Below are 25,576 nucleotides of genomic sequence, written 5' to 3' on the forward strand. Positions count from 1 at the left end.
ACCACCACTGCCGAAGGGAAGTTGCCCGCCCATGTCCGACAGTTCCTGGATCGCCGTCGATGCGATGGGCGGTGACAAGGGGCTGGCGGTCATGCTGGCGGGTGTCGCGCGTGCGCGACACCGCTTCCCGGACATGCGGTTCTATCTGGTCGGTGACGAGCAGGCGATCGCAGACGGGCTGAACGCCCACCCCAATCTCAGCGCGCATGCCGAGATCGTCCACGCGCCCGACGTCGTCGGCTCGAGCGACAAGCCGAGCCAGGCGATCCGGCGCGCCAAGACGACATCGATGGGTATGGCGATCGACCTGGTGAAACAGGGCCGCGCCGGCGCCGCCGTATCGTCGGGCAATACCGGCGCGCTCATGGCGATGGCCAAGCTGGCGCTCCGCACGATGAAGGGGATCGATCGTCCAGCGCTTGCGGCGATGCTGCCGACGCTTGGCGACAACGACGTCGTGATGCTCGATCTCGGCGCGAATACCGATTGCGACGCGCGCAACCTCGTCCAGTTCGCGGTCATGGGCGCGGCCTACGCGCGCACCACGCTCGATCTCGCCAACCCGCGCGTCGCGCTGCTCAACATCGGCAGCGAGGATCAGAAGGGCACGGATGAAGTCCGCGACGCGGCGCAGGCGCTGAAGGACGCGACCCATCTGCCGATGGCGTTCACCGGCTTCGTCGAGGGCGACCGGCTGGCGCGTGGCGATGTGGACGTGATCGTGTGCGACGGCTTTTCCGGCAATATCGCGCTGAAGACCGCCGAAGGCACCGCGCGCTTCGTGGCCGATCTGCTCAAGCGCGCGTTTCGCAGTTCGGTGCGTTCGAAGATCGGCTTCCTGATTTCCAGGCCGGCGACCGAATTGCTGCGCGATCACCTCGATCCTAACAATCACAATGGCGCGGTGTTTCTTGGTCTCAATGGCCTCGTCGTAAAAAGCCATGGCGGCGCCAACGAGCTCGGCGTCGCGACTGCGATCGGCAATGCGGCCAAGATGGTGAAGAACGACCTGACCCGCCGGATCATCGACGATCTGCGCAATTTCGAGGCGGCGCCGGCAGCGTCGGCTTCCGCGGCGGATGCGGCATGATTCGCAGCGTCATCACCGGCACCGGCTCGGCACTTCCCGCGCACCGCGTGTCGAACGCGGAACTGGCGAAGCGCGTCGATACCTCGGACGACTGGATCGTCGAGCGCACCGGAATCCGCTTCCGTCACATCGCCAGTCCTGACGAAACGACGGGCACGCTCGCAACCGATGCGAGCCGCGCCGCGCTCGCCGCTGCCGGCATCGAGGCGCAGGCGATCGACCTGATCGTGCTCGCGACGGCCACGCCCGACCAGACCTTCCCCGCCACCGCCACCAAGGTGCAGGCCGCGCTCGGCATCGACGATTGCGTCGCGTTCGACGTGGCCGCGGTGTGTTCGGGCTTTCTCTACGCGGTGCAGGTCGCCGACAGCATGTTGCGCAGTGGTGCCGCGAAGCGCGCGCTCGTCATCGGCGCGGAGACGTTCAGCCGGCTGCTCGACTGGGAAGACCGTACGACCTGCGTGCTGTTCGGCGACGGCGCGGGCGCGATCGTGCTGGAGGCGCAGGACAGCGCCGACGATGGTGGGCGCGGCATTCTCGCGTCCAAGCTTCACGCGGACGGGCGACACAACGAACTGCTCTACGTCGATGGCGGGCCATCCACGACGGGCACCGTCGGCAAGCTGCGCATGAAGGGGCGTGAGGTTTTTCGCCACGCCGTCGTCAATCTCGCCGCGGTGATGGAGGAGTCGCTCGGGCTTGCCGGGCTGACCTCCGCCGATGTCGACTGGGTCGTGCCGCATCAGGCGAACGCCCGCATCCTCGATGCGACCGCCCGCAAATTGGGGCTGCCTGCCGAAAAGGTTGTGATGACCGTCGACCGCCATGCCAACACGTCGGCCGCCTCGGTGCCGCTGGCGCTCGATGCGGCCGTTCGTGACGGGCGCATCAAGGCGGGGCATGTGATCGTTCTCGAGGCGATGGGCGGGGGATTCACTTGGGGTGCGGCTGTCGTTCGTTTCTGAGGCGTTTCGAACTTACCGATAAATTTCTTTCGCTTGAGACTTTCGCTGTGATAATCTTCGCGCGGGGGAAGGAGATGCCATGACCACCGGGGGTACACTTACAAGGGCCGATCTGGCCGAATCGCTGCATTCGCAGGTCGGTCTGTCGCGCGCCGATTCGTCGCGCCTCGTCGAACAGATTCTCGACAAGATGTGCGGCGCGCTCGCCAATGGCGAGAACGTCAAGATTTCTGGTTTCGGCACATTCGTGCTGCGCGACAAGGGCGAGCGGATCGGCCGCAATCCGAAGACCGGCGTCGAAGTGCCGATCGCGCCGCGCCGCGTTCTGACCTTCCGCGCCAGCCAGATGATGCGGGAACGCATCGTCTCCGCTGGCTGACACGATGGCGGCAGGCGACGGCCCCGCGAAGGCTGCCGGTGCATTCCGCACGATCGGCGAGCTTTCGCGCGATACGGGGCTGCCGCCGCACATCCTGCGCTATTGGGAGACGCGGTTTCCGCAGCTGCGGCCTGTGACCCGTGCCGGCAACCGCCGTTATTATCGCCCGGACGACGTCCGGCTCGTCCAGCGTATCGACGCGTTGCTCAACCGCGACGGGTATACGGTCCGCGGCGTCCAGCAGTTGCTGGCGCGTGAGGGCGGGGTGATCGCCGGCGGTGACGCTCCCGGCGGCGATGACGATGACACGCCGAAGCCGCTCGCCGATCTGATCGCGATCCGCGACGCGCTGGCGGGCGCTCTACGCACGGACGCGCGCTAGCCCCGGTTTCGGTGCGCCGAACGGCCGCACTCGAACCATCGCCTAATCCTTTGGCGTGATCCCGTCGCGCAGCATTGCGGCCACGATATCGGCAACTTCGCCTGCGCTGCGGTCCTCGCCCCACACGGCGAAACGAAGCCCCAGGAACACGTTCATTCCCATGATCGCCCAGGCGTGCACGTCGCCAATGTCCGCGATGATCTCGCCGCGGTCGGCGGCGACGCGCAGGCGCGCGGCGATGCGGTCGGCGGTCACCGCATAGTGGCTGCGAAAGCTTTCGGGATCGACGAATTCGGCTTCGTCGATGATCCGGTAGATTTCCTTGTGCCCGCGGGCAAAGGTCAGGAACTGCTCGAGTCCGGCGCGCTCGGCCGAAATCTGGTCGGATGCGGCGCGAATCGCGGGGGCGACGTGGTCGCGCACCTGATCCGACATATCGCGCACCAGCGCGCGGAAGACGGCGTCCTTCGAGTCAAAATAGGTATAAAAGCTCCCCAGCGCGACGCCCGCACGGCGCGTGATGTCGCTGATCGACGCGTCGTGGAAACCGCGTTCGCCGAATTCCAGAGCGGCGGCATCGAGAATCGCGCGAAGCGTCCGGCGGCCGCGTTCGGTGCGCGGGGCCTTTCCCTCGCTTGCCGGTGACACGGCATCGGCCGAATCGGTGCCGGGCGTCGCGCCGGCCGTCCTGCCCATCCTCTTCCCCTCCGCCACGCCTGTGTCCTCCCCAACACGCCATTTCCACAATCGGCGCAAGACCAAGTTGAATCCTGGTTCATGTTTCAGTATAGCCCTGCTCGAACGGTGCACAACCCGGTCGTGGAATCGGGGTCAGCGCTACAAGGGGAGGGGTTATTTCGATGATTCGTGATCTGCGCGCGTTCCTCAATCTCGGGGCCGCTTCGCTCGCCATCCTGTCGGCGCCGGCATTGGCGCAGGAGCAGACGACGCCGGCCGAGGGGACCACGACAGCCGCCACCGCCGATCCGACGGACACCGCCGCCAACACGCAGGATACGCCCGACAATGGCGAAATCCTGGTCACGGCGCGTCGCCGGGCGGAAACGCTGCAGTCGGTGCCGATCGCGGTCACGGCCTTCACCGCCGACAAGCTGGAAAAGATCGGCGCGATCGATCTGACCGATATCCAGAACACGACCCCGAACACGACGCTGAAGGTATCGCGCGGCACCAATTCGACGCTCAGCGCCTTCATCCGTGGCGTTGGCCAGCAGGACCCGGTGCCGGGGTTCGAGGCGGGGATCGGCGTCTATCTCGACGACGTGTATCTCAATCGCCCGCAGGCGGCGGTCCTCGATATCTACGACGTCGAGCGGATCGAGGTCCTGCGCGGACCGCAGGGCACGCTCTACGGTCGCAACACGATTGGCGGCGCGGTGAAATACGTCACCAAGAAGCTGCCGAGCGACGTGCAGCTGAAGGTCAAGGGCACCTATGGCAGCTATAACCAGGCCGATGCGATCGTCAGCCTGTCCGCGCCGATCGGCGACATGTTCAAGGTCGGCGTCGCGGGCGCGCGCCTGTCGCGCGACGGGTTCGGCGAGAACGTCAACCTCGGTATCGACAACTATAATAAGGACCTGTGGGCGACCCGCGGCACGATCGAGTTCGAAAGCCCGGACACGCGCCTCTTCGTCCGGCTGACCGGCGACTATACCCACGATACGTCGAACCCGCGCAACGGGCATCGTCTCATTCCGGGCCTCCTCTCTGGCGCGCCGGTGCTGGATGACGTCTTCGACACCCGGGCCGGGCTCAACGTCCCCAAGCAGGACGTGCAGGCGGGTGGCCTGTCGATGACCGCCAATGCCGAGCTGACCGATCGCCTGACGCTGCGGAGCATTTCAGCGTGGCGCAAGGACACGTCGCGGACGCCGATCGACTTCGACGCGCTGCCTGCGGTCGATGTCGACGTGCCCGCCATCTACCGCAACGAGCAGACGAGCCAGGAATTCCAGCTGCTCTACAAGTCGGACAAGCTGAACGGGTTGGTCGGCTTCTACTATCTGGGCGCCAAGGCTTCGACGGTCTTCGACGTGCTTCTGTTTCAGCAGGGCGCACAACTCGGCTTCCCTACGCTCAACGCGAACACGGCCGGCGACGTGAAGACGGAAACCTCGTCGATCTACGGCGATTTCACCTATGATTTCACGCCCCAGCTCAGCCTGTCGCTCGGCGGTCGCTATACGTGGGACGAACGCAACGCCTATGTTTTCAAGGCGAACAAGATCGGGGGTCTTTCGTCCGAGTTCGGCGGCAGTGCGGTGGTGCTTGGCGCGCCGCTGACGAATTTCCGCGGCAAGGCGAACTTCAAGCGCTTTACCCCGCGTGCGTCGCTCAGCTTCAAGCCGACGCCCGATCACATGATCTACGCGTCCTATTCGGAAGGCTTCAAGGGCGGCGGCTTCGATCCGCGCGGGTCGGGGGCGTCGGCGCCGCGACCCAATCCCGCGGTCGCGCCCACCTATCAGCAGATCTACGACTATCTCTCGTTCGATCCTGAAACGGTGAAGAGCTACGAGATCGGCTGGAAGGGCGCGGTGTTCGACCGGCGGCTGACCTTCGCGCTCGACGGCTTCTATTCCGATTACAACGACGTGCAGGTGCCCGGTTCCGCGGCGCAGACCGTGAACGGGATCACCACCTTCATCGGCATCACGACCAACGCCGCCAAGGCCAGGATCAAGGGCGTCGAGCTCGAGGCGAATGCGGCGCTGGCGCGCGACTTCGCGGGTATCGGCTCGCTGGTCTCGCTGGCCGGCACGATGGGCTATATCGACGCGAAATACGATCGCTTCATCGGCCCGACCGGATCCGACGTGTCTCAGTTCCGTGTCTTCCAGAACACGCCAAAATGGACGGCCTCGGGCACGCTGACCGGTGCGGTGCCGGTTGCCGACGGCCTCTTCACCGCCAACACAACCGTCAGCTATCGCAGCCTGACCCATCAGTTCGAGACGGCGAGTCCGTTTCTCGATCAGCCGGGCTACACGCTGTGGGATGCGGGCGTCACCTATGCCTTTGGTGATACGCGGCAATATTCTGTCGGCGTGTATGGCCGCAACCTGACCGACAAGAAGTACAATACGAGCGGCTATCAATATATCCGCACCGACGTCGCCGGAAATCCGGTCAACATCGCCAATCAGCCGGTCCCCAACGGGCCGTATGTAGCGACGCTTGGTCGCGAGGGCATCGCGACGGCCTTCTACGGCAACCCGCGGCAGGTTTTTGCGAGCTTCTCCGCGAAGTTCTGATCGATTAGGGGCAAGGGAACGGGGCCGGCGCACCTGCGCGACCGGCCCCTTTTCTTGTGCAGCGATACCGGGAACCGGCATGACTGAAACGGCAAACACGTCCTTGCCCGCGCCGGCAGCGTCGAGCGGATATCGCGCGGCGGTGCTGGCGATGCTGCTGCTCGTGTACACCTTCAACTTCGTCGATCGGCAGATCCTCGGCATTCTTGCGCCCGCGATCAAGGCGGATCTGTCACTCAGCGATAGCCAGCTCGGGATGCTTGGCGGGCTTGCCTTCGCGCTGCTCTACTCGACCCTCGCGATCCCGCTCGCATGGCTCGCCGATCGCACGAGCCGCAGCTGGGTCATCACCGTCAGCCTCGGCGTGTGGAGCGCCTTCACCGCGCTGTGCGGACTGGCGGGCAGCTTCGGGCAGCTCTTCCTCGCGCGTGTCGGTGTCGGGGTGGGGGAGGCCGGCGGGGTCGCGCCGTCCTATGCGCTGATCACGGATTATTTCCGGCCCTCGTCGCGCGCGCGGGCGCTGGCGGTCTATTCGCTCGGCATCCCATTGGGCTCGGCGGCGGGGGTGATGCTCGGTGGTTATCTGGCGAGCGCGATCGACTGGCGCACCGCGTTTCTGGCGGTGGGGATCGCAGGCCTGGCGATCGCGCCGCTGTTTCGCCTCGTCGTGCGCGAACCCAGGCGCGCCGCTGCGCCAGCGGACGCAGTGCCGATCGCGCGCGTGTTCGGAATTCTGGCCGCAAAGCGCAGCTTCTGGCTGCTGTCCTTCGGCGCGGCGTCCAGCTCGATGTGCGGCTATGGTCTCGCTTTCTGGCTGCCGTCGCTGCTGAAGCGCAGCTTCGCGCTCGATCTGGTCGCGACCGGCAAATTCTACGGCGCACTTCTGCTGATCGGCGGAGTTGCCGGCGTGATGCTCGGCGGCGTGCTCGGCGACCGGCTCGGTGCGCGGGCCAAAGGTGCCTATGCCAAGGCGCCGGCGATCAGCTTCTTCATCGCGGTGCCGCTCTTCGCAGCCGGCATCCTGTCGCACACGACGACCGCGGCGTTTCTGTTCCTGCTGATCCCGCAGGCGCTCGCCTATGTGTGGCTCGCCCCTGTCATCACCGCGGTTCAGCATCTGGTGCCGGCGCATATGCGCGCGACCGCCAGCGCGACCTTTCTGCTCATCAACAATCTGATCGGGCTCGGCGCCGGAACATGGGTGATGGGCGCGCTCAGCGATGGCTTCACCGCGCGTTTCGCGGAGGATGCGCTGCGCTACGCCATGCTCTCCGGGCTGGTCTTCTACCTCCTCGCCGGGCTGCTCATGTGGCTGGGCTCGCGGACGCTGGCGGAGGATTGGGTAGACTGAACGATGGCAGCAAGCGCGCGGGTCGAACGCCCGATCCCCCGCCTTTCCGCCGCCTCTCGATCTTCGTCGGGCAAAAAAATAGCGGCCCGAAGGCCGCTATTTCTTCGAAACTGCTGACCAGCTTAGTTGCTGGAAGCGTTGTCGTCCGAGTCGGCGATGATCACGATGCCCGCGATGACCGCAGCCGCTGCGAGAACGGCGATGATGATACCGCCGCCAGCAGCCTTCTTGGCGCCGGTGGTCGGAGCAGCAACGCGAGCCGACTTGGCGACCGACAGGCTCGAAGCGGCATTCGGAGCCGCAACCGCGGGAGCAACCGCCATCGAGGCAGCGGCAAACGCCGCCATATACTTTGCAAAACGCATGATAAACTCCCTCTTGGAAACTTCACGGCGGCAATCGCACAAAAGATTTTTGGGCGCAACCGCAAACAGAACCGATCGGCCTTTGCACTGAACACGTTGCCGCATTGCAACACGTGCTGCCGATCGGGCGACGCCTATCAAGATTGCGATCGGTGCGAAAGGCTTGTCGGCCGATCTTGGAAAGATTCGTCAGCCGGCGCTCTGAAGAAAGCCGCGCTCCTGCCCGTCCAGGACCAGCGCGGTCAGGATGCCGTGAAGGTAAGCACCCGTGTCTATTCCGATGCGGCCGGCCTGCTCGTCCGGCGATTCGGTAATAGTGTGTCCGTGGACGATCATCCCGCCGGTTTCGCGGGCGCTCAGAAAAGGCTCCCTGATCCAGCGCAGGTCGCGCGGTGACTGCTCGTCGAGCGGGACGCCGGGGCGAATCCCCGCATGAACAAACGTGTAGTCGCCGATTCGGATGATGTCCTCGAAATCGCGCAGGAACGCGGCATGCCGATCGGGGACCGCGGCAATGAGCAACGCATGGAGCTGCCCGAAATCGGCGCGCTCATACGCGATCGGGTCGATCCCGTAGCTGAGTGCCGTCTCGCGCCCGCCGACGCGCGCGAACATGCGCAGACCCTTTGCGTCACCATCGAGCGCGCTCAAGAAAAGCTCCTCGTGATTGCCCTTGAGGAAGCGGAGGTTGCCGCGGTCTTCCGCCAATTCCGCGAGCCGATCCACGACCCCGGCCGATTCGGGCCCGCGATCGACGAGATCGCCAAGGACGATGATCGTCGTTTCGGCAGGCGCACGGCGCGAATCGTCGGCGTCGATCCGTGCGATGAGATCGTCGAGCAGGTCGAGCCGGCCGTGGATATCCCCGATTGCATAGACCCGCTGACCGTCGGGAATGGTGGGAAGCGGCGCCGGCGCGCGGCGCGATTTCAACAATCTGGAAAGCATGCACAACCGATCTAGGGAATGCGCGCCAGATAGGCTTGCATCGCGCGGTGCGCAACGCGCCGGGAGAGGTAGGGCTGTGGCTCAGCCCGCGCGAAGCAGGGGGACCACCGGTGCAGCCGCAGGTAGCGCGTTGCCCCAGATTCCCCGCGTGTCGAGCACAGCCTTGCCCACGCGCTCCTCGGCGGGGACCGATTTGAACAGATCGTGATCGACCAGGACGATCATGATGCCGCAGTCCTCGATCGCCGTATCGATGTCGATCAGGCGCGCCCCCGTCCCGGCGAAGGCGGTCGGAAGCGCGGTCGCATAGGGCTCGACAATGCGGATGCGCTGGCCGAATCGACGGGCGAGTTCGGCCACGATCTTCAGCGCGGGACTTTCGCGGAAATCGTCGATGTTCGCCTTGAAGGCGAGGCCCATGCACGCGACCGGCACGCCGGGCATCGATTCGATCAGCGCGGTGGCTTTCTCGACGACCCTGTCGGTCTTGCCGTCATTCACTTCGCGTGCAGTGCGGATCAGCGCCGTGTTGTCGGGGTCGGCATCGACGAGAAACCAGGGATCGACCGCGATGCAGTGCCCGCCGACGCCCGGGCCGGGCGAGAGGATGTTGACGCGCGGGTGACGGTTGGCGAGGCGGATCACCTCCCAAACATCGACGGCCATGGTGTCGGCGATCAGGCTCAGCTCGTTGGCGAACGCGATGTTCACGTCGCGAAACGCGTTCTCGGTCAGCTTCGTCATTTCGGCCGCGCGCGCGTTCGTCGTCACGCAGGCGCCGCGCACGAAGCGGCGGTAGAAGGACAGCGCCTTGCGTGCGCATCGCGGGGTGATGCCGCCGATGACCCGGTCGTTGTCGATCAGCTCGACGAGGATGCGGCCGGGCAGCACGCGTTCGGGACAATAGGCGATCGCGATGTCGGGCTGATCGCCGCTGCGGCCCGGCACCTTCAGGTCGGGACGGAGATCGGCGAGGAGATCGCGCACCTTTTCGGTCGTTCCGACGGGCGAGGTCGATTCGAGGATGATCGTGTCACCCGCTTTCAGCACGGTCGCGATCGTCGTCGCGGCGCGCAGCACATAGCCGATATTGGGCGCGTGATCCGCGTTGAACGGGGTTGGCACCGCGATGACGAAGACGTCCGCTGGCTCGATCTCGAGAGAGGCGCGCAGGCTGCCGCGCGCGACGACGCCGGAGACGAGGCCGTCGAGATCGACCTCCTCGATATGGACCTTGCCGGAATTGACCGTCTCGACGACCGCGGGTGTCACATCGACGCCGAGGACCGCCGCGCCCGTCCGCGCGATGACCGCGGCGGTCGGCAGGCCGATATAACCAAGACCGAGGACGACGACCTTGAGATCAGAGTCCGAAAGCATCCGCGACGATCCCCGCAATCCGTTTGGCAGCGTGGCCATCGCCGAACGGATTGTGGGCGCGGGCCATCGCGGCGTAGGCGCCCTTGTCGTCGAGAAGGGTGAAGACTTCGGAAACGATGCGGTCTTCGTCGGTGCCGACGAGCCTTGCGGTGCCTGCTGCCACGCCTTCTGGCCTTTCGGTCGTCTCACGCATGACGAGGACCGGCTTGCCGAAGGCTGGGGCTTCCTCCTGCACGCCACCCGAATCGGTAAGCGCGAGATCGCAAGCGCCGAGCGCGCGGATGAAGTGGGGATAATCCAGCGGCGCGATGCGCGCGACATTGGGCGCATCGCCAAGGATGGCGTCCATGACCGACGCGACGTTCGGGTTGGGGTGCATGGGAAACAGCACCGCGACGTCGTCGCGCGCGGCGATCCGCGCGATGGCGCGCGCGATCGCGGCCATGCCGTCACCGAAATTCTCGCGCCGGTGGGTGGTGACGAGGACGATCCGCTTGCCGGCAAAGCGCGCGAGCGTCGTATCGAGGCCGGCCGCCATCAAGGGGTCTGCCGCGATCCGCGCGCCGGTCCAGTGCAGCGCATCGATGACCGTGTTTCCGGTCACGTGGACGCCGTCGGTGATGTTCTCGCGTGCAAGGGCGGCGGCGGCGGTCTGCGTCGGCGCGAAGTGCAGGTCGGCGATCGGCGCGACGATCCGGCGGTTAATCTCCTCGGGCCAGGGATGGTAGATGTCGCCGGAGCGAAGCCCGGCCTCGACATGGGCGACCGGCACCTTGCGGTAATAGGCGGCGAGTGCGCCAGCCATCGCGGTTGCGGTGTCGCCCTGGACGATCACGCGATCGGGCGTCTCGCGGTCCATGACGCCGCCGAGCGCCGTGAGCAGCCGCGCCGTCAGCCGGTCGAGCGTCTGCCCCGGCTCCATGAGATCGAGATCGATATCGGGCACGAGGTCGGCGATCGAGAGCACCTGGTCGAGCAGCCCGCGGTGCTGCGCGGTCACGCACGTCCGCACGGTGATTCCGGCACGATCGGCGAGCGCGCGAACCACGGGAAACATCTTGATCGCTTCGGGGCGGGTGCCGAAAATGACGAGAACGGTTCTGCTGGCCATCGCAAAAGGGTAGGGTGGATTGGCTTAATTTGCAGCTAAGCCGCCGCTTGCCCAAATTGCGGCGCGCACGGGCGTGCGATATTCGACGCAGCAGTCATAAAACCCGGAGCATGCTTTGACCTTCAAACCCGTCCGCAAGGCCGTTCTTCCCGTCGCGGGGCTGGGCACGCGCTTCCTGCCCGCCACCAAGGCGATGCCGAAGGAGATGCTGACCGTCGTCGACAAGCCGCTGATCCAGTATGCGGTCGAGGAGGCGCTGGAAGCGGGAATCGAGCAGATCATCTTCGTGACGGGGCGCAACAAGAGCGCGCTCGAGGATCATTTCGACATCTCCTATGAGCTCGAGGACACGATGCGCGCGCGGGGCAAGAGCCTGTCGGCGCTGGAGGGGCTGCGCCAGAAGCCGGGCTCGCCGGTCTATGTCCGCCAGCAGGAGCCGCTGGGGCTGGGACACGCGGTATGGTGCGCGCGCGACATCGTTGGCGACGAACCCTTCGCGGTGCTGCTGCCCGACGAGCTGATGGCTGGCACGCCAGGCTTTCTCAGCCAGATGGTGGAGGCATATCGCCAGGTCGGCGGCAATGTCATCGGCGCGCTGGAAGTGGCAGACAGCGAGACGGACAAATACGGCATCATCTCACCCGGCAAGGTCTATGGGCGGCTGACCGAGGTCACCGCGCTCGTCGAAAAGCCCGCCCGAGGCACCGCGCCGTCGAACCTGATGATCCCGGGCCGTTACATCCTCCAGCCCGAGGTCATGCGTATCCTGGAAACGCAGGAAAAGGGCGCCGGCGGCGAAATCCAGCTGACCGATGCGATGGCGCAGCTGATCGGGCGCCAGCCGTTCCACGGCTACACCTTCGACGGTGCACGCTATGATTGCGGTGACAAGGCGGGGTATATCCAGGCCAATCTCGCGCTGGCGCTGCAACGCGAGGATATCGGGCCTGTCGTGCGCGAATTTGCTAGGGCGTTGCTGAATTAGGCTGACGCGTCGCCGCACCATCGGCAGCCGGGGTCCTTCGGCAGCGCAAGCGTGCGGAAACGGAGCGACAGCAGGTCGGCGAGCAGCAGCGTGCCCGCGCCGTCGGTGCCGAAACCGACGATCTGGCGCAGCACCTCGAGCGCGGCGAGGCTGCCGAGGATGCCGGTAACCGGGCCGAGCACGCCGTCCTCGGCGCAACTTGCGCCCGGTGTTTCCGGACTGCCGCCGACGAAGCAGCGATAGCAGGGCTTCTCCGCCTCCCACCCGCGATAGACGGCGAGCTGGCCTTCGAACTGGCCGACAGCGGCCGAGACGAGGGGGATGTGAGCCGCGAGCGCGTAATCGGCGACGATGAGCCGGGTCGCGAAATTGTCGCAGCCGTCGAGAACGACCTCATGGTCGCCGAGTAGCGCGCCGACATTCTCGCTCCCCAGCCGCGCCGTGTGCGCGGTAACCTCGACGTGCGGATTGAGCGCTGCGAGCCTAGCGCATGCGGCCTCCACCTTGGGCATGCCGACATCGTCCGCGGCGAACAGCGTCTGGCGTTGCAGGTTCGACGGATCGATCCGGTCGTCGTCGATGACGGCGATGCGCCCCACCCCGGCCGCGGCGAGATACTGGAGCGCTGGCGATCCGATCCCGCCGGCGCCGATCACCGCGACGCGCGCGGTCTTCACCCGTCGCTGGCCCGCCCCGCCGAACTCCTTCAGAACGATGTGCCGGGCGTAGCGCTGAAGTTCGTCCGGCCCGAGCGTCACTGCGGCCATGCAAAGACGATCGCGGTGCGGAACCAGCCCGCGGTGGGCAGCACGTTGCCGCGCGCCATGCGCGACACGATGCCGCTCGCATATTGCTCGACCGTCGGGCAACCGATCGCGCGGGGGACCACTTCGAGCACGGTTCCGTTGGCGCCGATCCGGACGATCAGGTTGACGGCGAGGGTGTAGCCGCCCGCGATAGTGTGGCGAGCGCTCGCGCAGCGTCCCGCGTCAACCTCGCCACGAACGAAATCGGACAGTGAGGCAGGGAGCGGCGCCGGGCGGATCAGCCGAAGGTCGGGAAGCGTCGTCCAGTCCGTGGGTGCAATGGTCGCGGGGGCCTGAACCGGCGCGGGCACGGACGGCGGGATGACCACGGTCTGCGCGTCCCCGATCAAGGCGGCCGCAATGAAGGCGAGCGCGATCACCGACCGGTCGATCCGAACCCGCCGGCGCCGCGCGCGGTTTCGTCGAGTTCCTCGACGAGATCGAGCGTTGCCGGTTGCACCGCCGCGGGGACAAGCTGCGCGATCCGCTCGCCCCGCACGACCGCGAAGGGCGCGTCGCCCAGATTGGCGAGGATCACCTTCACCTCGCCGCGATAATCGCTGTCGATCGTGCCCGGCGTGTTGAGGCAGGTGATGCCGTGCTTGAGCGCAAGGCCGGAGCGCGGACGGACCTGAATCTCGTACCCCGGCGGGATGGCGACCGCGAACCCCGTCGCGACCGCGTGGCGCGCGCCGGGAGCGAGAGTCACGTCTTCGGCGGCCACGATGTCCATCCCCGCCGCGCCATCGGTGGCGTAGGCAGGTTGGGGCAAGTCGTCGCCATTGAGCAGACGCTTGAGCTGAATCCGGATCGGCGAGGTCATCGGAGTCGCCATATCGTAACGCCAGCAGCGAGTCGAACGGCGCCCCTTTGAATCACCCCAGCGCGGCGGCGATCTTCTCCGCCAGCCGGTACGCCACGACGTCCTTGGTCGCCCGGTCCCAGCTTTCCACGCCATCGGCGGTAACAAGATGGATGCTGTTCGAATCGCCGCCCATCACGTCGCCCGAAACGTCGTTGGCGACGATCCAGTCGGCGCCCTTGCGCGCGCGCTTTGCCGTCGCGTGATCGATTACCCGCTCCGTTTCGGCGGCAAAGCCGACCAGCAGCCCCGGGCGATCCGGGCTGCGCGACAAGTCCGCGAGGATGTCGGGATTCTGCGCCAGCGCGATCGATGGCGCCGCATCACCTTTCTTGATCTTCTGAGCGCTTGCCTGCTCGACATGCCAGTCGGCGACCGCGGCGACCATGACGGCGGCGTCGACGGGCAGAGCGGCATCGACGGCCGCCGCCATTTCGCGCGCCGTTTCCACATTGACGCGGGTCACGCCTCGCGGCGTCGGCAGCGCAACCGGGCCGGCGACGAGCGTGACGCGCGCGCCGAGATTGGCGAGCGCGGCGGCGATCGCGAAACCCTGTTTCCCCGACGACCGGTTGGCGAGGTAGCGCACCGGATCGATCGGCTCATGCGTCGGCCCGGCGGTGACGAGGACGTGCTTGCCCGCCAAAGTGCCGGTGGCCTCCGCGCCGAGCCGGTCCTCGATCACGGCGAGGATCGCGGCGGGCTCGGGCAGGCGACCGGGGCCGTATTCGCCGCACGCCATCGCGCCTTCGTCGGGTTCCATGACGTGCACGCCGTCCGCGCGGAGCTGGGCGACGTTGCGGCGCGTCGCGGCATGCTGCCACATCCGCACGTTCATCGCAGGCGCCGCGAGCACGGGCGTGTCGGTGGCGAGCAGCAGCGTCGTCGCGAGATCGTCGGCGATCCCGGCGGCCATCCTTGCCATGAGGTCGGCGGTCGCCGGCGTGACGACGACGAGATCGGCCTCGCGGCTGAGCTGGATATGGCCCATCTCCGCTTCGTCCTTCAGGTCCCACAGCGTCGTGTAGACCTTGTCCTCGCTGAGTGCGGCGAGCGTCATCGGGGTGACGAAGTGGCTGCCGCCCTCGGTCAGCACGCAGCGCACCGCATGGCCGCGCTTGCGGAGCAGGCGGACAAGCTCGCACGCCTTGTAGGCGGCGATGCCGCCGCCGACGATGAGGAGAATTCGGCTCACGGCGTGATCTCCGGCGAATCGGTGCGGCGGACGCGGGTGATGGTGATCCGCCGCCGGTCGGTGCCGGCGCGGTAGAGGTCGCGCAGCGCGTCAGGCACGAACGCAAGCCCGGCGAGCAAGATCGGTGCGACGAGCAGCCCCCAATAATAGGTATCGGTGCGGCAGAAGAGCGCGATCAGCGCGGCATAGGCGGCGAACACCGCGACCGCTCGCGGTGCCACCGGGTCAGGCAGCGCTGTCCATCCGAAGAGCGCGAGCGCGACGAGCAGCGCGCCCAGCGCCAGCGGGATTGCGTCGAGCGCGGTCAGCAGCGTCATCGTCTTCACGAAGAAGCCGAAACCGAGCATCCCCGACCAGCCTGGCCCGGTGCCGTCATCGGTGCGCACGACCTGACTCCAGCCATGGATGTGCGCCGCGACGACGAGCGCGAGGAGCGCCAGCGCGACGCACCAGCCGATCGCCTCGCGCCGGCGCCCGCCGAGCAGCGCCATGGCGAACATCGCGATGGCATAGAGCGCCGCGGTTTCGCGGATGACCATCGCGCACGCCCCGAGCGCGACCGCACCGACCCAGCGATCCGGCCGCCACCAGGCGAGCGACAGCGCGATCAGCAGCCCCGCCCAGATTTCATGGAAGGGCGAAAGATCCGCGCGGACATAGACCATCGATCCGCACCCGATCAGGATGACCGCGATGAGCAGCGGCGGCGTGCGCACGAAGAGCGGCCGGAGCCGCGCCAGCCACGCGGCGAGCACGGCGGCGACCAGCGCGTAGAGCAGGAACAGCGTCGCCCAATCGGGAAGTGCGGCCTGCACCAGCGCGAGTGTGGGCAGCCGCATCGTGACGAAGGGCCGCATCGGATAGCCGCTCGCGCGCTGCGCGTCGGCTGCGACGTGGTAATAGTCGCCCCCCCCGCGAAGTCCCGCGATCACCGACTGGTAGAACAGGACGTCGGCGCGGTCCTCGACCTTGGCGATGCCGCCGCTCGCATCGCGGGTGACTGGTGGCGGGCCGGCGCTGATGAGCGCGGTCAGCGAGAGGAGGAGGAACCCGGCAAGGATCGCGACGACGATCCGCGCATCGCGCCGCGTCAGCCGCGCCATGCGCGTCGGGCGGGTCAGCCAGAGTGGCGGGGCCGGCCGCGCCATCGTCAGCCGTGCACCGCGAGCCAGGTCGCGGCGATGCCGGCCGCTGCGCTCAGCACCGCGACCGCCGCATAGCGCCAGCCGCCTCCGATCCGCACGACCTGGATTTCCTTCAGCGGCGGGGCCGGGGGGGCGCCGCCGCTGAAGGAGTTTAGCGAAGTGCGGGGGCGGGGAGGGCGGCAAGATGTTGCCGGGCGGTTGCCGGTCAGCGGCAGGCGTTGCCGCCGGTTGTGCTCCCGCGAAGGCGGGAGCCCAGTCTGGATTCCCGCCTTCGCGGGAATACACAGTGTTGCAGGCTGCTGAGCACAACTGGCCCGCGCCTTGCATCGTATGCGCCATGACCACGCTCGATCCGGCCGCCTTTTTCGATCCCATCGCGCTTGCCGTCGTCGGCGGGGGCACTCTGCTCGCGACCGTCCTGCGCGCGCCGGCGCGCGATGCGGGACGGGCCGTGGCGGCGCTGCCGGTGCTGCTGCGGCGCCGCTACGATGCCGACGCGGCACTCGATCAGATCGCGGCGCTCGCCCGGATCGCGCGCAAGCACGGGGTCCATGCGCTCGACCGCACCGTGATCGCCGATCCCGATGTCGCAGCCGCGATCGCCGACATCGTCGACGGCGCGAAGCCCGATGCGGTGGGCGACCACCTCGCCCAGCTCCGCCGCGCGCGGATCGAGCGGCACGCTGCCGCCGCCGATGTGTGGGCGGGCGCGGCCGAAGTCGCGCCGGCGATGGGGATGATCGGCACGCTGATCGGCCTCGTCGCGATGTTCACGCGGATGAGCGATCCGGCGACGATAGGCGGGGCGATGGCGGTCGCGTTGCTCGCTACTCTCTATGGCGCGGTCCTTGCAAATCTGATCGCGATGCCGATCGCAGCGCGGTTGCGCAGCGCGGGCCGGGCGGAGGCCGTGGGACGCCAGCGGCTCGAGCCGGCGCTCGTGGCCCTCGCCGCACGTGAGGCGCCGCGCGCGGTTCATTTCATGCCCGCGTCGGACACGCTCTATGCAGAACCGATCGACGATGCGGCGGACGCGATGATCGACGGAATCGAAGACGCGGCGTGACCAACGAATTTCCCTCCAGCCCGCCCGCGCGGCCGATCTGGTTGATGACGCTCGCCGATCTGGCGTTGCTGCTCGTCGGCTTCTTCGTTCTGATCCAGGCGACGAGCCACGGCGACCGTGAGGCACTGGCGCGCGGCATCCGCGAGCGCTTCGGCGGCACGGTGACGCCGGCCCCGATCCCGATGGCGGCAGCCGCGATGCTGAACTTCGCGCCGGCATCGGCAGCCTTGCCGTCGGACAGCGCGAGCCTTGCCGCCTGGGCCCGCGCGACGCTTTCCGATCCGCGCGTGGCGCTGACCATCGCGGGCAGCACCGACGGATCGCCCGCCGACGTCGATGCCGCGACCGGCAGCCGCACCGTGCTTGCCGCTGACCGTGCCCGCGCCGTCGCCGCCAGCCTTGCCGCAGCGGGCGTGCCGAGCGACCGGTTCCTTATCGTGAATGCAGACGCCGCGACCCGCGGGCGCCGCCAGGTGGTGGTGACGATGGGCTTTGCCGGCGACAGGAGGCATCAATGACGCGTTTTCTCACGCTGGCCGCGCTTGCGGTGGCGACGCCCGCACTCGCCGCGCCCGGATTTCAGGATACCACCGCGATCGACCGCGGCGTGGCCGGCTTCACCGGGCAGGCGATCGGCGCGATCGGCGGCGCGCGTACCGAGGTCGACAGCCGGCTGCGGCTGAAGACCTGCCCGATGGTCACGATGGCGTGGCGCAGCGAGGCGCATGACGCCGTCGTCGTCAGCTGCACCGGGCCGGACTGGCGCATCTTCGTGCCGGTGCGCGCTGCCCCGGCCATTGCGACACCCGTCGCGACGGGCGCGATCACTGCGCCTGCGGCCAAGCCGGTGGTCGTCATCAAGCGCGGCGACCCGATCCTCGTAGAGGCGGGCGGGAGCGGTTTCGCAATCCAGCGTGACGGCGTCGCGATGGGTGACGCGCCCGCGGGCGGACGCTTTCTCGTGAAGATCGACGGTGCCAAAGGCCCCATTCAGGCGGTCGCGGTCGAGGCAGGCCGGGCGACGCTGCCGGGCTGGAGCGAATAAAATGTTAAACCCCGCGGCGCATCGGTCGTTTCCTGATCCGTTGTCGATCACCGATAGGTGCGAAGATGGTGGATTCAGTAGGATCAGTGCCGGGTTCGATCACCGACCGCAGGGTCGGGGCGGTCACGCGTGTGCAGACGGTCAGAACGGTCTTTTCGGCCGCGAATGCAGGCGAGGCGGCGGCGGTGCAGGCCCCGCAGACGCTCGCCGCGGAACTGGCCGCGGCGGCGCCGGTCGATCTGGACCGGATCGCCGAGATCAAGGCAGCCGTGCAGGCGGGCACCTTCCCGATCCTGCCCGCCAAGATCGCCGACCAGCTTATCGCGCTGCGTCTCGAGTGGATGCGCGATGACCAGGCGTGACGCGCTCGTTCGCGTGATCGATCTCCTCCACGACGAGATCGAGGCGCTGAAGACCAATGACGTGAACGCGCTGGAGCGGGCGACCGCGGGCAAGCTCGATGCGATCGAGACGCTGCGCGCGCTTGGCGACGGGCCTGCGGGTCCGGAGTTGCGCGCGCTGGCGGAGGAAGCGGACCGGCTCAACGAGACGTGCCGCATCTATGTGAACCTGATGGCGGCAAATGTTCGCCGCCGCCTGCAAATCCTGTCCGGTAACAGCGGGCAGGCCTACGGCCGCGGGGTTCACGCGGCTTACGCTTAACCCTCCGAGTTACAAGACACATAAATCCTCCCCTGGAAGGGGAGGGGGACCATGCGAAGCATGGTGGAGGGGTGTCGCCCTCTCGATAGCGCGATACCCCTCCGTCAGCGCTGCGCGCTGCCACCTCCCCTTGCAGGGGAGGATTTTATGCACGCCTGACCGGTGCCTCCAAAGACTGGCACGCCTCTTGCTGATCGCACGGCATGACCGTCACTCCGATTTCCAATACCGGCCGCATCCAGTCCGCGATTGCGTGGGCTGCTAACAAGGCCGGGGTCGATTTCAGCTATCTGCTGGGACAGGCGAAGCTCGAGAGCGGGCTGAACGCCAGTGCGCGCGCATCGACGTCGTCGGCATCGGGGCTTTACCAGTTCATCGACCAGAGCTGGCTGTCGGTCGTCAAGCAGCACGGCGCGCAATATGGGCTGGGCTGGGCGGCGGACAGCATCCAGTCGTCGGGCGGGCGGATGAGCGTGGCGGATGCCGGCACCCGGCAGGCGATCCTGGCGCTGCGCAACAATCCCGACGTGGCGGCGGCGATGGCGGCGGAGCACGCGTCGGACAATGCCGACGCGCTGCAATCGACGCTGGGGCGCACCGCCAACGGCACCGACCTTTACATGGCGCACTTCCTGGGGCTGGGCGGCGCGCGCAAGTTCCTCGGCGCGATGCAGGCGAGCCCGGGCGCATCGGGCGCAGCGCTCTTTCCCGCGGCGGCTCGCGCCAACCGGAACGTCTTCTACAACGCCGACGGCTCCGCGAAGTCGCTTGCCGACATCTACAACCGCTTCTCCGACAAGCTTGGGGCGAGCGCGGCAGCGGCCGGCACGACGCAGCCGCTGGCGCCGATGGACATGGTTTCGCGCACCCTTGGGCTGGGTGGCGAGGCGACCGTCATTACGGGTGCTGGCGAAGATGCGAGCGAGGCGGTGCAATGGGCCAGCACGACGCTCGACCAGCTCCGCGGCGCGCAGACCACCGCACAACAGATGGCGCAGAGCGCGAGCGTGCTGCGCCCGACGCCTGACACTGCGCGGCTCGCCTATATGATGCTCGCGAGCCTTGGAGGGCAGGCATGATGGGCCGCCTGCTGCCCAACATGCGCTCCAGCGCGCTCCCGGCCGCGATCCTGCTCCTCGTGGTGCTGATGACGGTGCCGATCCCGGCGGCGATGCTCGACATCTTCTTCGTGATGAACATCGCGATCAGCCTCGCGGTGCTGATGGTCGCGCTCAACGCGCAGAAGCCGCTCGATTTCTCCGCTTTCCCGACCGTTCTCCTGTTCGCGACCCTTTTCCGCCTCGGCCTCAACGTCGCCTCCACCCGCGTCGTCCTCGCGCACGGGCATGAGGGCGAGGCGGCGGCGGGCCATGTCATCGAGGCGTTCGGCAGCTTCCTGATCGGCGGCGATTATGTCGTCGGCATCTTCGTCTTCGCGATCCTCGTCATTATCAACCTGATCGTGGTCACGAAGGGTGCCGGCCGCGTCTCCGAGGTGTCGGCGCGCTTCACGCTCGATGCGCTGCCTGGCAAGCAGATGGCGATCGACGCCGACCTCAACGCCGGCCTCATCACCCCCGACGAAGCCAAGAAGCGCCGCGTCGATGTCGCGACCGAGGCCGAGTTCTACGGATCGATGGACGGTTCGTCGAAGTTCGTGAAGGGCGATGCCGTCGCCGGCTTGCTGATCCTCTTCGCCAACATCATCGGCGGGCTCATCCTCGGCCCTGTCAGCCACGGCCTCGCGATCGGCGTCGCGGCCAAGACCTATATCCTGCTCGCGATCGGCGACGCGCTCGTGGCCCAAATCCCGAGCCTGCTGCTGTCGATCGCCGCCGCCGCGATCGTCACCCGCGTCAATTCGGAAAAGGACCTTGCCGGCCAGATCGGCAGCCAGTTCGGGTCGGCGAAGACCTGGACGCCGGTGGCGGCGATCCTCGGCCTGCTCGGCATCCTGCCGGGGATGCCCCACATGGTCCTGCTGCCCGCCGCCGGGATCGCCGGCTTCACCGCCTGGAAGCTGCGCCAGATCGCCCGCCGCCCGGCGCCGGTCGAGGTGATCGCTGCCGAGCCGCTCGATCAGTCCAAGATCGGCTGGGACGAGGTGACCGACGCGATGCAGGTCAATCTCGACATCGGCTATGGCCTGGTGCCGCTGGTCGATGAGCGCAAGGGCGCGCCGCTGATGGGCCGCATCACCGGGGTGCGCCGCCAGCTGTCGAAGGAACTCGGCTTCGTGGTGCCGCAGGTCCGCGTGCGCGATGACATCAACCTCGCGCCCTTCACCTACCGTCTGCTCGTAAATGGGGTTGTCGTGGGCGAGGACAGTGCGTCGCCCGACGAGATGCTGGCGCTCGATACCGGCAACGCGGTCGGGCAGCTGCACGGCAAGAAGGCGAAGGACCCGACCTTCGGGCTCGACGCCACATGGATTCAGCCGGGCGACGCCGATGTCGCGACCGGTTCGGGCTATCTCGTCGTCGATGCGGGCACGGTCGTCGCCACGCATCTGAACCATGTGCTCGGCGCGAACGCGTCCGATCTGCTCGGCCCCGATGAGGTGCAGGCGCTGCTCGACGGGCTGAAGGAGCGCGCGGCGAACCTTGTCGCGTCGCTGTCGCCCAGCCCGCTTTCCCTGACGACGCTGACCACCGTGCTGAAGTCGCTGCTCGCCGAGGGAATCCCGCTCAAGGAGTTCCGTCGCATCGCCGCGTCGATCGCGGTCGCCGCGCAGCGCACGCAGGATGCCGAGGAAATCCTTGAGCTGATCCGCCCCGATCTCGGTGCGCTGATCATCCAGAAGCTGTGCAGCGTGCGGGAGCCGCTGCGCGTGATGACGCTGGAAGGCGGGCTGGAAGGCATCCTGAACCAGGCGGTGCGCAGCGATCCGTCGCGCCGCCACGTTATCGAACCCGATCTCGGTCGCCGCATCGTCGAGGCGCTGCAGCGCGCCGCGCAGCCGATGATCGCCGAGGCCAAGCCCTTCGCGCTCGTCGTCCAGCCGGCGATCCGCGTTGCCATCCGCAAGCTCGTGAAGACGGTCCTCCCGGACACGCCGGTCATGAGCTTTTTCGAAGTGCCCGAGGACAAGGCGGTCGAGGTCGTCGCTGTCATCGGCGCCCCACAGGCGATCCCGGCATGAGTCACGAACCGATGAAAGGGGCGTTCGAGAACGCCCAGCCGATCAATGCGCCGCTGACCTACAAACCGGCGCAGCGCCGCGACGAATCCGCGCTCGTGCGCGAGCATCTGCCGCTCGTGAAGAAGCTCGCCTGGCATGTCCACGGCAGCATGAGCACCGCGGTCGAGGTCGAGGACCTCGTCCAGGTCGGCCTCGTCGCGCTGGTCGAGGCGGTGGCGGGCTTCGAGGATCGCGGGCTGGTGACGTTCCGGCAGTATCTTGCCACCCGCGTACGCGGCGCGATGATCGACGAGCTCCGGCGCCACGCGGCGATGACGCGCGGCGCGATCCGCCGGCGCAAGGACTATAACCGCGCGCTGTCGGCGCTGAACGCGGCGCTCGGCCGGACGCCGACCGAGCGCGAGATCGCGGGGCATCTGGGCGTCACGCTCGACAAGCTGCGCCAGGATTATGCGACAGCGGAGGCGGTGCGCTTCGAGCCGATCGACGACGTCTATACCGACGACGCGCCCTGGTTCGCGAGCGGTGAGCCCGACGCGTTCGACCAGCTGGCCGAGAGCGAGCAGCGCGACTTGCTGATCGCTGCAATTGCAAAGCTCCCCGAGCGCGAGGCTTTGGTGATCCAGCTCTATCATGTCGAGGAACTGAACCTGGAGGAGATCGGTCAGGTCCTCGGCATCGGGGCCGCGCGCGTGTGCCAGATCAAGAGCGCGGCCCACGCCAGATTGAAGAAGGCCATGCTTGCCCGCTAGCCACGGCGAGCCGTGGCAGGGCAAAGCTGATCTTTAGGCAATAGATCGAAATAGCCATTGGTAATCCCACCAATCCGATAGAGTTTATCGAGGTTGTCAGGGAGATGCGCGATGCTGATCGAATTGCTGTCTTTTGCGTTGCAGGTTGCCGACCAGACCACAGTGCCCAATCCGCCGGTTCCCGCGCAGGCGGACGACGATGGCACTCGGGCAGGTCCGGCCGCCCCCGACGCGGGCGGTGATATCGTCGTGACGGCACGGCGGCGCGCGGAAACGGTGCAGAGTGTGCCGATCGCGATGTCGGTCATCGGCGGCACCGCCATCGCCGACACCGGCGCCTATAATGTCGGCCGGATCACGCAGCTGCAGCCGACGCTGCAATTCTATTCGACCAATCCGCGCAACTCCGCCGCCAATATCCGCGGGCTCGGCGCGCCGTTCGGGCTGACCAATGACGGGATCGAACAGGGGGTCGGCATCTATGTCGATCAGGTATATTACAGCCGTATCGCATCGGCGACGTTCGACTTCACCGATACCGAACGGATCGAGATCCTGCGCGGGCCGCAGGGCACGCTCTATGGCAAGAACACGACCGCGGGCGCAATCAACATCACGACCCGCAAGCCCAGTTTCACGCCGGAGGCTCGGCTGGAACTGAGCACGGGCAACTACAAGTTCGTTCAGGCGAAGGCGTCCGTCAGCGGCCCGCTGGTGGATGACAAGGTCGCGATCCGGCTGTCGGCCTCGGTCACGCGGCGCGAGGGCACGATCTATAATGTGCGCCAAGGGGAACACGAGAACGCGCAGGACAACCAGAGCCTGCGCGCGCAGATCCTGTGGCGGGCCTCTCCGTCGATCGATCTGACGCTCTACGGCGATTACAATCACCAGAACCCGAATTGCTGTGTGCAATATTATGCCCGGGTTGGGACGACGCAGCGCCCGCTCAACCGGCAATATGCAGCGCTGGCAGCGGCGCAGGGCTATGCGGTGCCGTCGACCGACGCGTTCGACCGGCTGACCGACGTCGATACGCCGCTGCGCGCAAAGCAGGAACTTGGCGGGCTGTCGCTGCTCGCCAACTGGGATTTGGGGCCCGCGACGCTGACGTCGGTCACGGCGTGGCGATTCTGGCACTGGGACCCGTCGAACGACCGCGACTTTATCGGGCTGCCGATCACGACCGTGTCGGCGAACCCCTCTCAACAGAGCCAGTTCAGCCAGGAGCTGCGGATCGGATCGAACGGCAAGCGCGCCGTCGATTACACGCTCGGGCTGTTCTATTTCTACCAGACGATCGATACGCAGGGGCTGCAGGTGCAGGGTCAGGCGGCGAGCCGGTTCCTGCTCAATCCGGGCACGGCACCGGCCGGCTCGGCACCCGGCGCCTGCGCGACGCCGACGACCAATGCCTGCAACCCGGCGGTGCTGAACGGATTGACCGCGCGCAACACGATCGGCTTCACCAACACCAGTGCCGCCGCCTTCGGGAAGCTGACCTGGCACGTCACCGATGCGCTTTCGATCTCGCCGGGCCTGCGCGTCAACTACGACAAGAAGGACGGGTCCTATGTCTCGGTGGTGACGACCGGGGCGGGGGCCACGCTCGATTGCAGCGTGGCGGCGCAGGCGGCGAGCTCGACCGTCCGCGATCGTTGCGGCGTGCTGTCCCCGCAAAGCTATTCGCCCACCTTCGACAACTGGAACCTGTCGGGCGACATCACTGTCGCCTATACGGTCACGCCCGATATCCATGCCTATGCGACCTATGCGCGCAGCTACAAGTCGGGCGGTATCAACCTGTCCGGCCTGCCGCTCGATGCGAACAACGGCCCGATCCTGACCTCGGCGACGGTCAAGCCTGAAAAGGTCAATCACTATGAGATCGGGCTGAAGACGCAGTTCCTGGATCGTCGCGCGACGTTCAACCTTGCGGGGTTCTGGACCGAGATCACGGATTACCAGGCGACGGTGACCAACGGCCAGCTCGGCGTGCTGCGCGGATATCTGGCCAATGCCGGCAAGGTCCGCACGCGAGGCGTCGAGTTCGACTCGGCGTTCCGGCCGACCGAGCGGCTCAACCTGTATGTGAACGGTGCCTACACCGACGCCAAATATCTCCGCTTCGTCGACGCACCGTGCCCGCCGGAGCTGGCAGGCGGAACGACCGCGGCGGCGGGACAGGCGCCGAGCCCGGCGGCCACGCCCGGCGGGATCAGCCCGCAGAACTGCGACATTTCCGGCCAGCGCCTGCCGGGCGTCTCGAAATGGGCGTTTTCCTACGGTGCCGAATATGACTTGCCCGCCCGGATCGCGGGCCTGGATGGGCAGGTCTATGCCGGATATGACGGCAGCTACCGCTCGCGCTTCTCGTCCAACCCGTCGCCCTCGCGCTATACAGAGATCGACGGTTATGCGCTCAGCAATTTCCGGCTCGGCTTCAAGCAGCGCGACGGAATCAACGTCTTCGCGTGGCTGCGCAACGCGTTCGACCAGGATTACTACGAGGTGCTGGCGACCCAATCGGGCAGCACCGGGCTGATCGTGGGGCAACCGGGCGAGCCGCGGACCTATGGCGTGACGCTGTCGACGCAATTCTGAAGGAGGCAAAGGCCCGCAGAAATCGCGTGACGTAACTGCGGTTACGTTGCTACCCGCTAATG

26 protein-coding genes are annotated in these 25,576 nt (G+C 67.0%); 16 read left to right on the forward strand and 10 right to left on the reverse strand.

Features of this window, described 5'->3' with window-relative positions; translation table 11 throughout:
• Positions 1–31: 31 nt before the first annotated feature.
• The 4 genes from plsX (at position 32) to BOS5A_RS07615 (ending at position 2,816) form a co-directional block, all read left to right on the forward strand.
• Entirely contained in the window at positions 32–1,090 is a 1,059-nt protein-coding gene (plsX, locus tag BOS5A_RS07600; RefSeq protein WP_151954644.1) for a phosphate acyltransferase PlsX, read from the forward strand.
• Entirely contained in the window at positions 1,087–2,055 is a 969-nt protein-coding gene (locus BOS5A_RS07605; protein WP_151954645.1) for a beta-ketoacyl-ACP synthase III, read from the forward strand. Before plsX ends, BOS5A_RS07605 begins: the two co-directional genes overlap by 4 nt.
• A gap of 79 nt (positions 2,056–2,134) precedes the next feature.
• Positions 2,135–2,434: an integration host factor subunit alpha gene (locus BOS5A_RS07610; RefSeq protein ID WP_151954646.1), complete on the forward strand. Its 300-nt coding sequence runs from the start codon at positions 2,135–2,137 to the stop codon at positions 2,432–2,434.
• Positions 2,435–2,438: 4 nt separating this feature from the next.
• The gene (locus BOS5A_RS07615) at positions 2,439–2,816 is read left to right on the forward strand and encodes a MerR family transcriptional regulator (protein ID WP_151954647.1); all 378 of its coding nucleotides are present in this window, start codon (positions 2,439–2,441) and stop codon (positions 2,814–2,816) included.
• 42 nt (positions 2,817–2,858) lie between these two features.
• Here the strand turns inward: BOS5A_RS07615 and BOS5A_RS07620 are convergent, their stop codons facing one another.
• The gene (locus BOS5A_RS07620; protein WP_151954648.1) at positions 2,859–3,512 is read right to left on the reverse strand and encodes a TetR/AcrR family transcriptional regulator; all 654 of its coding nucleotides are present in this window, start codon (positions 3,510–3,512) and stop codon (positions 2,859–2,861) included.
• Positions 3,513–3,676: 164 nt separating this feature from the next.
• On the opposite strand from BOS5A_RS07620, the gene BOS5A_RS07625 reads away from it, so the two are divergent.
• Positions 3,677–6,094 (forward strand): TonB-dependent receptor, encoded by a 2,418-nt coding sequence (locus BOS5A_RS07625; RefSeq protein WP_151954649.1) that lies wholly within the window; start codon positions 3,677–3,679, stop codon positions 6,092–6,094.
• A gap of 79 nt (positions 6,095–6,173) precedes the next feature.
• Positions 6,174–7,445: a spinster family MFS transporter gene (locus BOS5A_RS07630; RefSeq protein ID WP_442800509.1), complete on the forward strand. Its 1,272-nt coding sequence runs from the start codon at positions 6,174–6,176 to the stop codon at positions 7,443–7,445.
• Between the two features lie 122 nt (positions 7,446–7,567).
• Here BOS5A_RS07630 and BOS5A_RS07635 read toward each other — a convergent pair whose 3' ends face one another.
• From BOS5A_RS07635 to wecB, 4 genes are all read right to left on the reverse strand, one after another.
• On the reverse strand, positions 7,568–7,810 hold the full coding sequence (locus BOS5A_RS07635) for a hypothetical protein (protein ID WP_234419265.1): 243 nt from the start codon (positions 7,808–7,810) through the stop codon (positions 7,568–7,570).
• A gap of 189 nt (positions 7,811–7,999) precedes the next feature.
• Positions 8,000–8,758 carry a metallophosphoesterase gene (locus tag BOS5A_RS07640; protein WP_151954650.1) on the reverse strand — a complete coding sequence of 253 codons (759 nt, stop codon included), beginning with the start codon at positions 8,756–8,758 and terminating at the stop codon, positions 8,000–8,002.
• Positions 8,759–8,839: 81 nt separating this feature from the next.
• Positions 8,840–10,138: a UDP-N-acetyl-D-mannosamine dehydrogenase gene (gene wecC, locus BOS5A_RS07645; protein ID WP_151955893.1), complete on the reverse strand. Its 1,299-nt coding sequence runs from the start codon at positions 10,136–10,138 to the stop codon at positions 8,840–8,842.
• Entirely contained in the window at positions 10,122–11,249 is a 1,128-nt protein-coding gene (gene wecB / locus BOS5A_RS07650; protein ID WP_151954651.1) for a non-hydrolyzing UDP-N-acetylglucosamine 2-epimerase, read from the reverse strand. Before wecB ends, wecC begins: the two co-directional genes overlap by 17 nt.
• A 115-nt stretch (positions 11,250–11,364) precedes the next feature.
• On the opposite strand from wecB, the gene galU reads away from it, so the two are divergent.
• On the forward strand, positions 11,365–12,234 hold the full coding sequence (gene galU / locus BOS5A_RS07655; RefSeq protein WP_151954652.1) for a UTP--glucose-1-phosphate uridylyltransferase GalU: 870 nt from the start codon (positions 11,365–11,367) through the stop codon (positions 12,232–12,234).
• On the opposite strand, the gene BOS5A_RS07660 is transcribed toward galU, so the two are convergent.
• From BOS5A_RS07660 to BOS5A_RS07680, 5 genes are read right to left on the reverse strand one after another with little or no spacing between them, the layout of a single operon-like run.
• Positions 12,231–12,992 carry a molybdopterin-synthase adenylyltransferase MoeB gene (locus BOS5A_RS07660; RefSeq protein ID WP_151955894.1) on the reverse strand — a complete coding sequence of 254 codons (762 nt, stop codon included), beginning with the start codon at positions 12,990–12,992 and terminating at the stop codon, positions 12,231–12,233. The two genes, galU and BOS5A_RS07660, sit on opposite strands and share 4 nt — an antisense overlap.
• Positions 12,989–13,420, reverse strand: coding sequence for a hypothetical protein (locus BOS5A_RS07665; RefSeq protein WP_234419266.1), 432 nt, complete (start codon positions 13,418–13,420; stop codon positions 12,989–12,991). The genes BOS5A_RS07660 and BOS5A_RS07665 overlap by 4 nt, the downstream gene beginning before the upstream one ends.
• Positions 13,417–13,863: a dUTP diphosphatase gene (gene dut / locus BOS5A_RS07670; RefSeq protein ID WP_151954653.1), complete on the reverse strand. Its 447-nt coding sequence runs from the start codon at positions 13,861–13,863 to the stop codon at positions 13,417–13,419. The genes BOS5A_RS07665 and dut overlap by 4 nt, the downstream gene beginning before the upstream one ends.
• Positions 13,864–13,915: 52 nt before the next feature.
• Positions 13,916–15,097 carry a bifunctional phosphopantothenoylcysteine decarboxylase/phosphopantothenate--cysteine ligase CoaBC gene (gene coaBC / locus BOS5A_RS07675; protein WP_151954654.1) on the reverse strand — a complete coding sequence of 394 codons (1,182 nt, stop codon included), beginning with the start codon at positions 15,095–15,097 and terminating at the stop codon, positions 13,916–13,918.
• Positions 15,094–16,245, reverse strand: coding sequence for a hypothetical protein (locus tag BOS5A_RS07680; protein WP_151954655.1), 1,152 nt, complete (start codon positions 16,243–16,245; stop codon positions 15,094–15,096). The genes coaBC and BOS5A_RS07680 overlap by 4 nt, the downstream gene beginning before the upstream one ends.
• Positions 16,246–16,579: 334 nt before the next feature.
• On the opposite strand from BOS5A_RS07680, the gene BOS5A_RS07685 reads away from it, so the two are divergent.
• The 9 genes from BOS5A_RS07685 to BOS5A_RS07725 all read left to right on the forward strand — a co-directional run bounded on the left by BOS5A_RS07685 (position 16,580) and on the right by BOS5A_RS07725 (position 25,514).
• Positions 16,580–17,308, forward strand: a complete 729-nt coding sequence (locus tag BOS5A_RS07685; RefSeq protein ID WP_151954656.1) for a motility protein A — start codon at positions 16,580–16,582, stop codon at positions 17,306–17,308.
• Positions 17,305–17,826 carry a flagellar motor protein MotB gene (locus tag BOS5A_RS07690; RefSeq protein ID WP_234419267.1) on the forward strand — a complete coding sequence of 174 codons (522 nt, stop codon included), beginning with the start codon at positions 17,305–17,307 and terminating at the stop codon, positions 17,824–17,826. The genes BOS5A_RS07685 and BOS5A_RS07690 overlap by 4 nt, the downstream gene beginning before the upstream one ends.
• A complete protein-coding gene (locus BOS5A_RS07695) occupies positions 17,823–18,353 on the forward strand; it encodes a hypothetical protein (protein ID WP_151954657.1) in 531 nt (176 codons plus the stop codon). The genes BOS5A_RS07690 and BOS5A_RS07695 overlap by 4 nt, the downstream gene beginning before the upstream one ends.
• 65 nt (positions 18,354–18,418) lie before the next feature.
• Positions 18,419–18,715 carry a flagellar biosynthesis anti-sigma factor FlgM gene (gene flgM / locus BOS5A_RS07700; RefSeq protein ID WP_151954658.1) on the forward strand — a complete coding sequence of 99 codons (297 nt, stop codon included), beginning with the start codon at positions 18,419–18,421 and terminating at the stop codon, positions 18,713–18,715.
• Positions 18,702–19,016, forward strand: a complete 315-nt coding sequence (locus BOS5A_RS07705) for a flagellar protein FlgN (protein ID WP_151954659.1) — start codon at positions 18,702–18,704, stop codon at positions 19,014–19,016. Before flgM ends, BOS5A_RS07705 begins: the two co-directional genes overlap by 14 nt.
• A gap of 203 nt (positions 19,017–19,219) precedes the next feature.
• On the forward strand, positions 19,220–20,095 hold the full coding sequence (locus tag BOS5A_RS07710; RefSeq protein WP_151954660.1) for a lytic transglycosylase domain-containing protein: 876 nt from the start codon (positions 19,220–19,222) through the stop codon (positions 20,093–20,095).
• The gene (gene flhA / locus BOS5A_RS07715; protein ID WP_151955897.1) at positions 20,095–22,158 is read left to right on the forward strand and encodes a flagellar biosynthesis protein FlhA; all 2,064 of its coding nucleotides are present in this window, start codon (positions 20,095–20,097) and stop codon (positions 22,156–22,158) included. Before BOS5A_RS07710 ends, flhA begins: the two co-directional genes overlap by 1 nt.
• Positions 22,155–22,910 (forward strand): sigma-70 family RNA polymerase sigma factor, encoded by a 756-nt coding sequence (locus BOS5A_RS07720; RefSeq protein WP_151954661.1) that lies wholly within the window; start codon positions 22,155–22,157, stop codon positions 22,908–22,910. Before flhA ends, BOS5A_RS07720 begins: the two co-directional genes overlap by 4 nt.
• A 111-nt stretch (positions 22,911–23,021) precedes the next feature.
• The gene (locus BOS5A_RS07725; protein ID WP_151954662.1) at positions 23,022–25,514 is read left to right on the forward strand and encodes a TonB-dependent receptor; all 2,493 of its coding nucleotides are present in this window, start codon (positions 23,022–23,024) and stop codon (positions 25,512–25,514) included.
• Positions 25,515–25,576 lie beyond the last annotated feature (62 nt).

It is taken from the genome of Sphingomonas sp. EC-HK361, from assembly GCF_902498785.1.
In the GTDB taxonomy this organism is placed as follows: Bacteria; Pseudomonadota; Alphaproteobacteria; order Sphingomonadales; family Sphingomonadaceae; genus Sphingomonas.

Coding starts and splice junctions, on each gene's coding strand:
- dut (WP_151954653.1), bottom strand. CDS start 13,863: ATGACCTCGCCGATCCGGATTCAGCTCAAGCGTCTGCTCAATGGCGAC.
- BOS5A_RS07680 (WP_151954655.1), bottom strand. CDS start 16,245: ATGGCGCGGCCGGCCCCGCCACTCTGGCTGACCCGCCCGACGCGCATG.
- BOS5A_RS07640 (WP_151954650.1), bottom strand. CDS start 8,758: ATGCTTTCCAGATTGTTGAAATCGCGCCGCGCGCCGGCGCCGCTTCCC.
- BOS5A_RS07720 (WP_151954661.1), top strand. CDS start 22,155: ATGAGTCACGAACCGATGAAAGGGGCGTTCGAGAACGCCCAGCCGATC.
- BOS5A_RS07685 (WP_151954656.1), top strand. CDS start 16,580: ATGACCACGCTCGATCCGGCCGCCTTTTTCGATCCCATCGCGCTTGCC.
- wecB (WP_151954651.1), bottom strand. CDS start 11,249: ATGGCCAGCAGAACCGTTCTCGTCATTTTCGGCACCCGCCCCGAAGCG.
- flgM (WP_151954658.1), top strand. CDS start 18,419: ATGGTGGATTCAGTAGGATCAGTGCCGGGTTCGATCACCGACCGCAGG.
- BOS5A_RS07710 (WP_151954660.1), top strand. CDS start 19,220: ATGACCGTCACTCCGATTTCCAATACCGGCCGCATCCAGTCCGCGATT.
- wecC (WP_151955893.1), bottom strand. CDS start 10,138: ATGCTTTCGGACTCTGATCTCAAGGTCGTCGTCCTCGGTCTTGGTTAT.
- BOS5A_RS07630 (WP_442800509.1), top strand. CDS start 6,174: ATGACTGAAACGGCAAACACGTCCTTGCCCGCGCCGGCAGCGTCGAGC.
- flhA (WP_151955897.1), top strand. CDS start 20,095: ATGGGCCGCCTGCTGCCCAACATGCGCTCCAGCGCGCTCCCGGCCGCG.
- BOS5A_RS07695 (WP_151954657.1), top strand. CDS start 17,823: ATGACGCGTTTTCTCACGCTGGCCGCGCTTGCGGTGGCGACGCCCGCA.
- BOS5A_RS07725 (WP_151954662.1), top strand. CDS start 23,022: ATGCTGATCGAATTGCTGTCTTTTGCGTTGCAGGTTGCCGACCAGACC.
- BOS5A_RS07615 (WP_151954647.1), top strand. CDS start 2,439: ATGGCGGCAGGCGACGGCCCCGCGAAGGCTGCCGGTGCATTCCGCACG.
- BOS5A_RS07605 (WP_151954645.1), top strand. CDS start 1,087: ATGATTCGCAGCGTCATCACCGGCACCGGCTCGGCACTTCCCGCGCAC.
- BOS5A_RS07705 (WP_151954659.1), top strand. CDS start 18,702: ATGACCAGGCGTGACGCGCTCGTTCGCGTGATCGATCTCCTCCACGAC.
- BOS5A_RS07620 (WP_151954648.1), bottom strand. CDS start 3,512: ATGGGCAGGACGGCCGGCGCGACGCCCGGCACCGATTCGGCCGATGCC.
- BOS5A_RS07610 (WP_151954646.1), top strand. CDS start 2,135: ATGACCACCGGGGGTACACTTACAAGGGCCGATCTGGCCGAATCGCTG.
- plsX (WP_151954644.1), top strand. CDS start 32: ATGTCCGACAGTTCCTGGATCGCCGTCGATGCGATGGGCGGTGACAAG.
- BOS5A_RS07635 (WP_234419265.1), bottom strand. CDS start 7,810: ATGCGTTTTGCAAAGTATATGGCGGCGTTTGCCGCTGCCTCGATGGCG.
- BOS5A_RS07625 (WP_151954649.1), top strand. CDS start 3,677: ATGATTCGTGATCTGCGCGCGTTCCTCAATCTCGGGGCCGCTTCGCTC.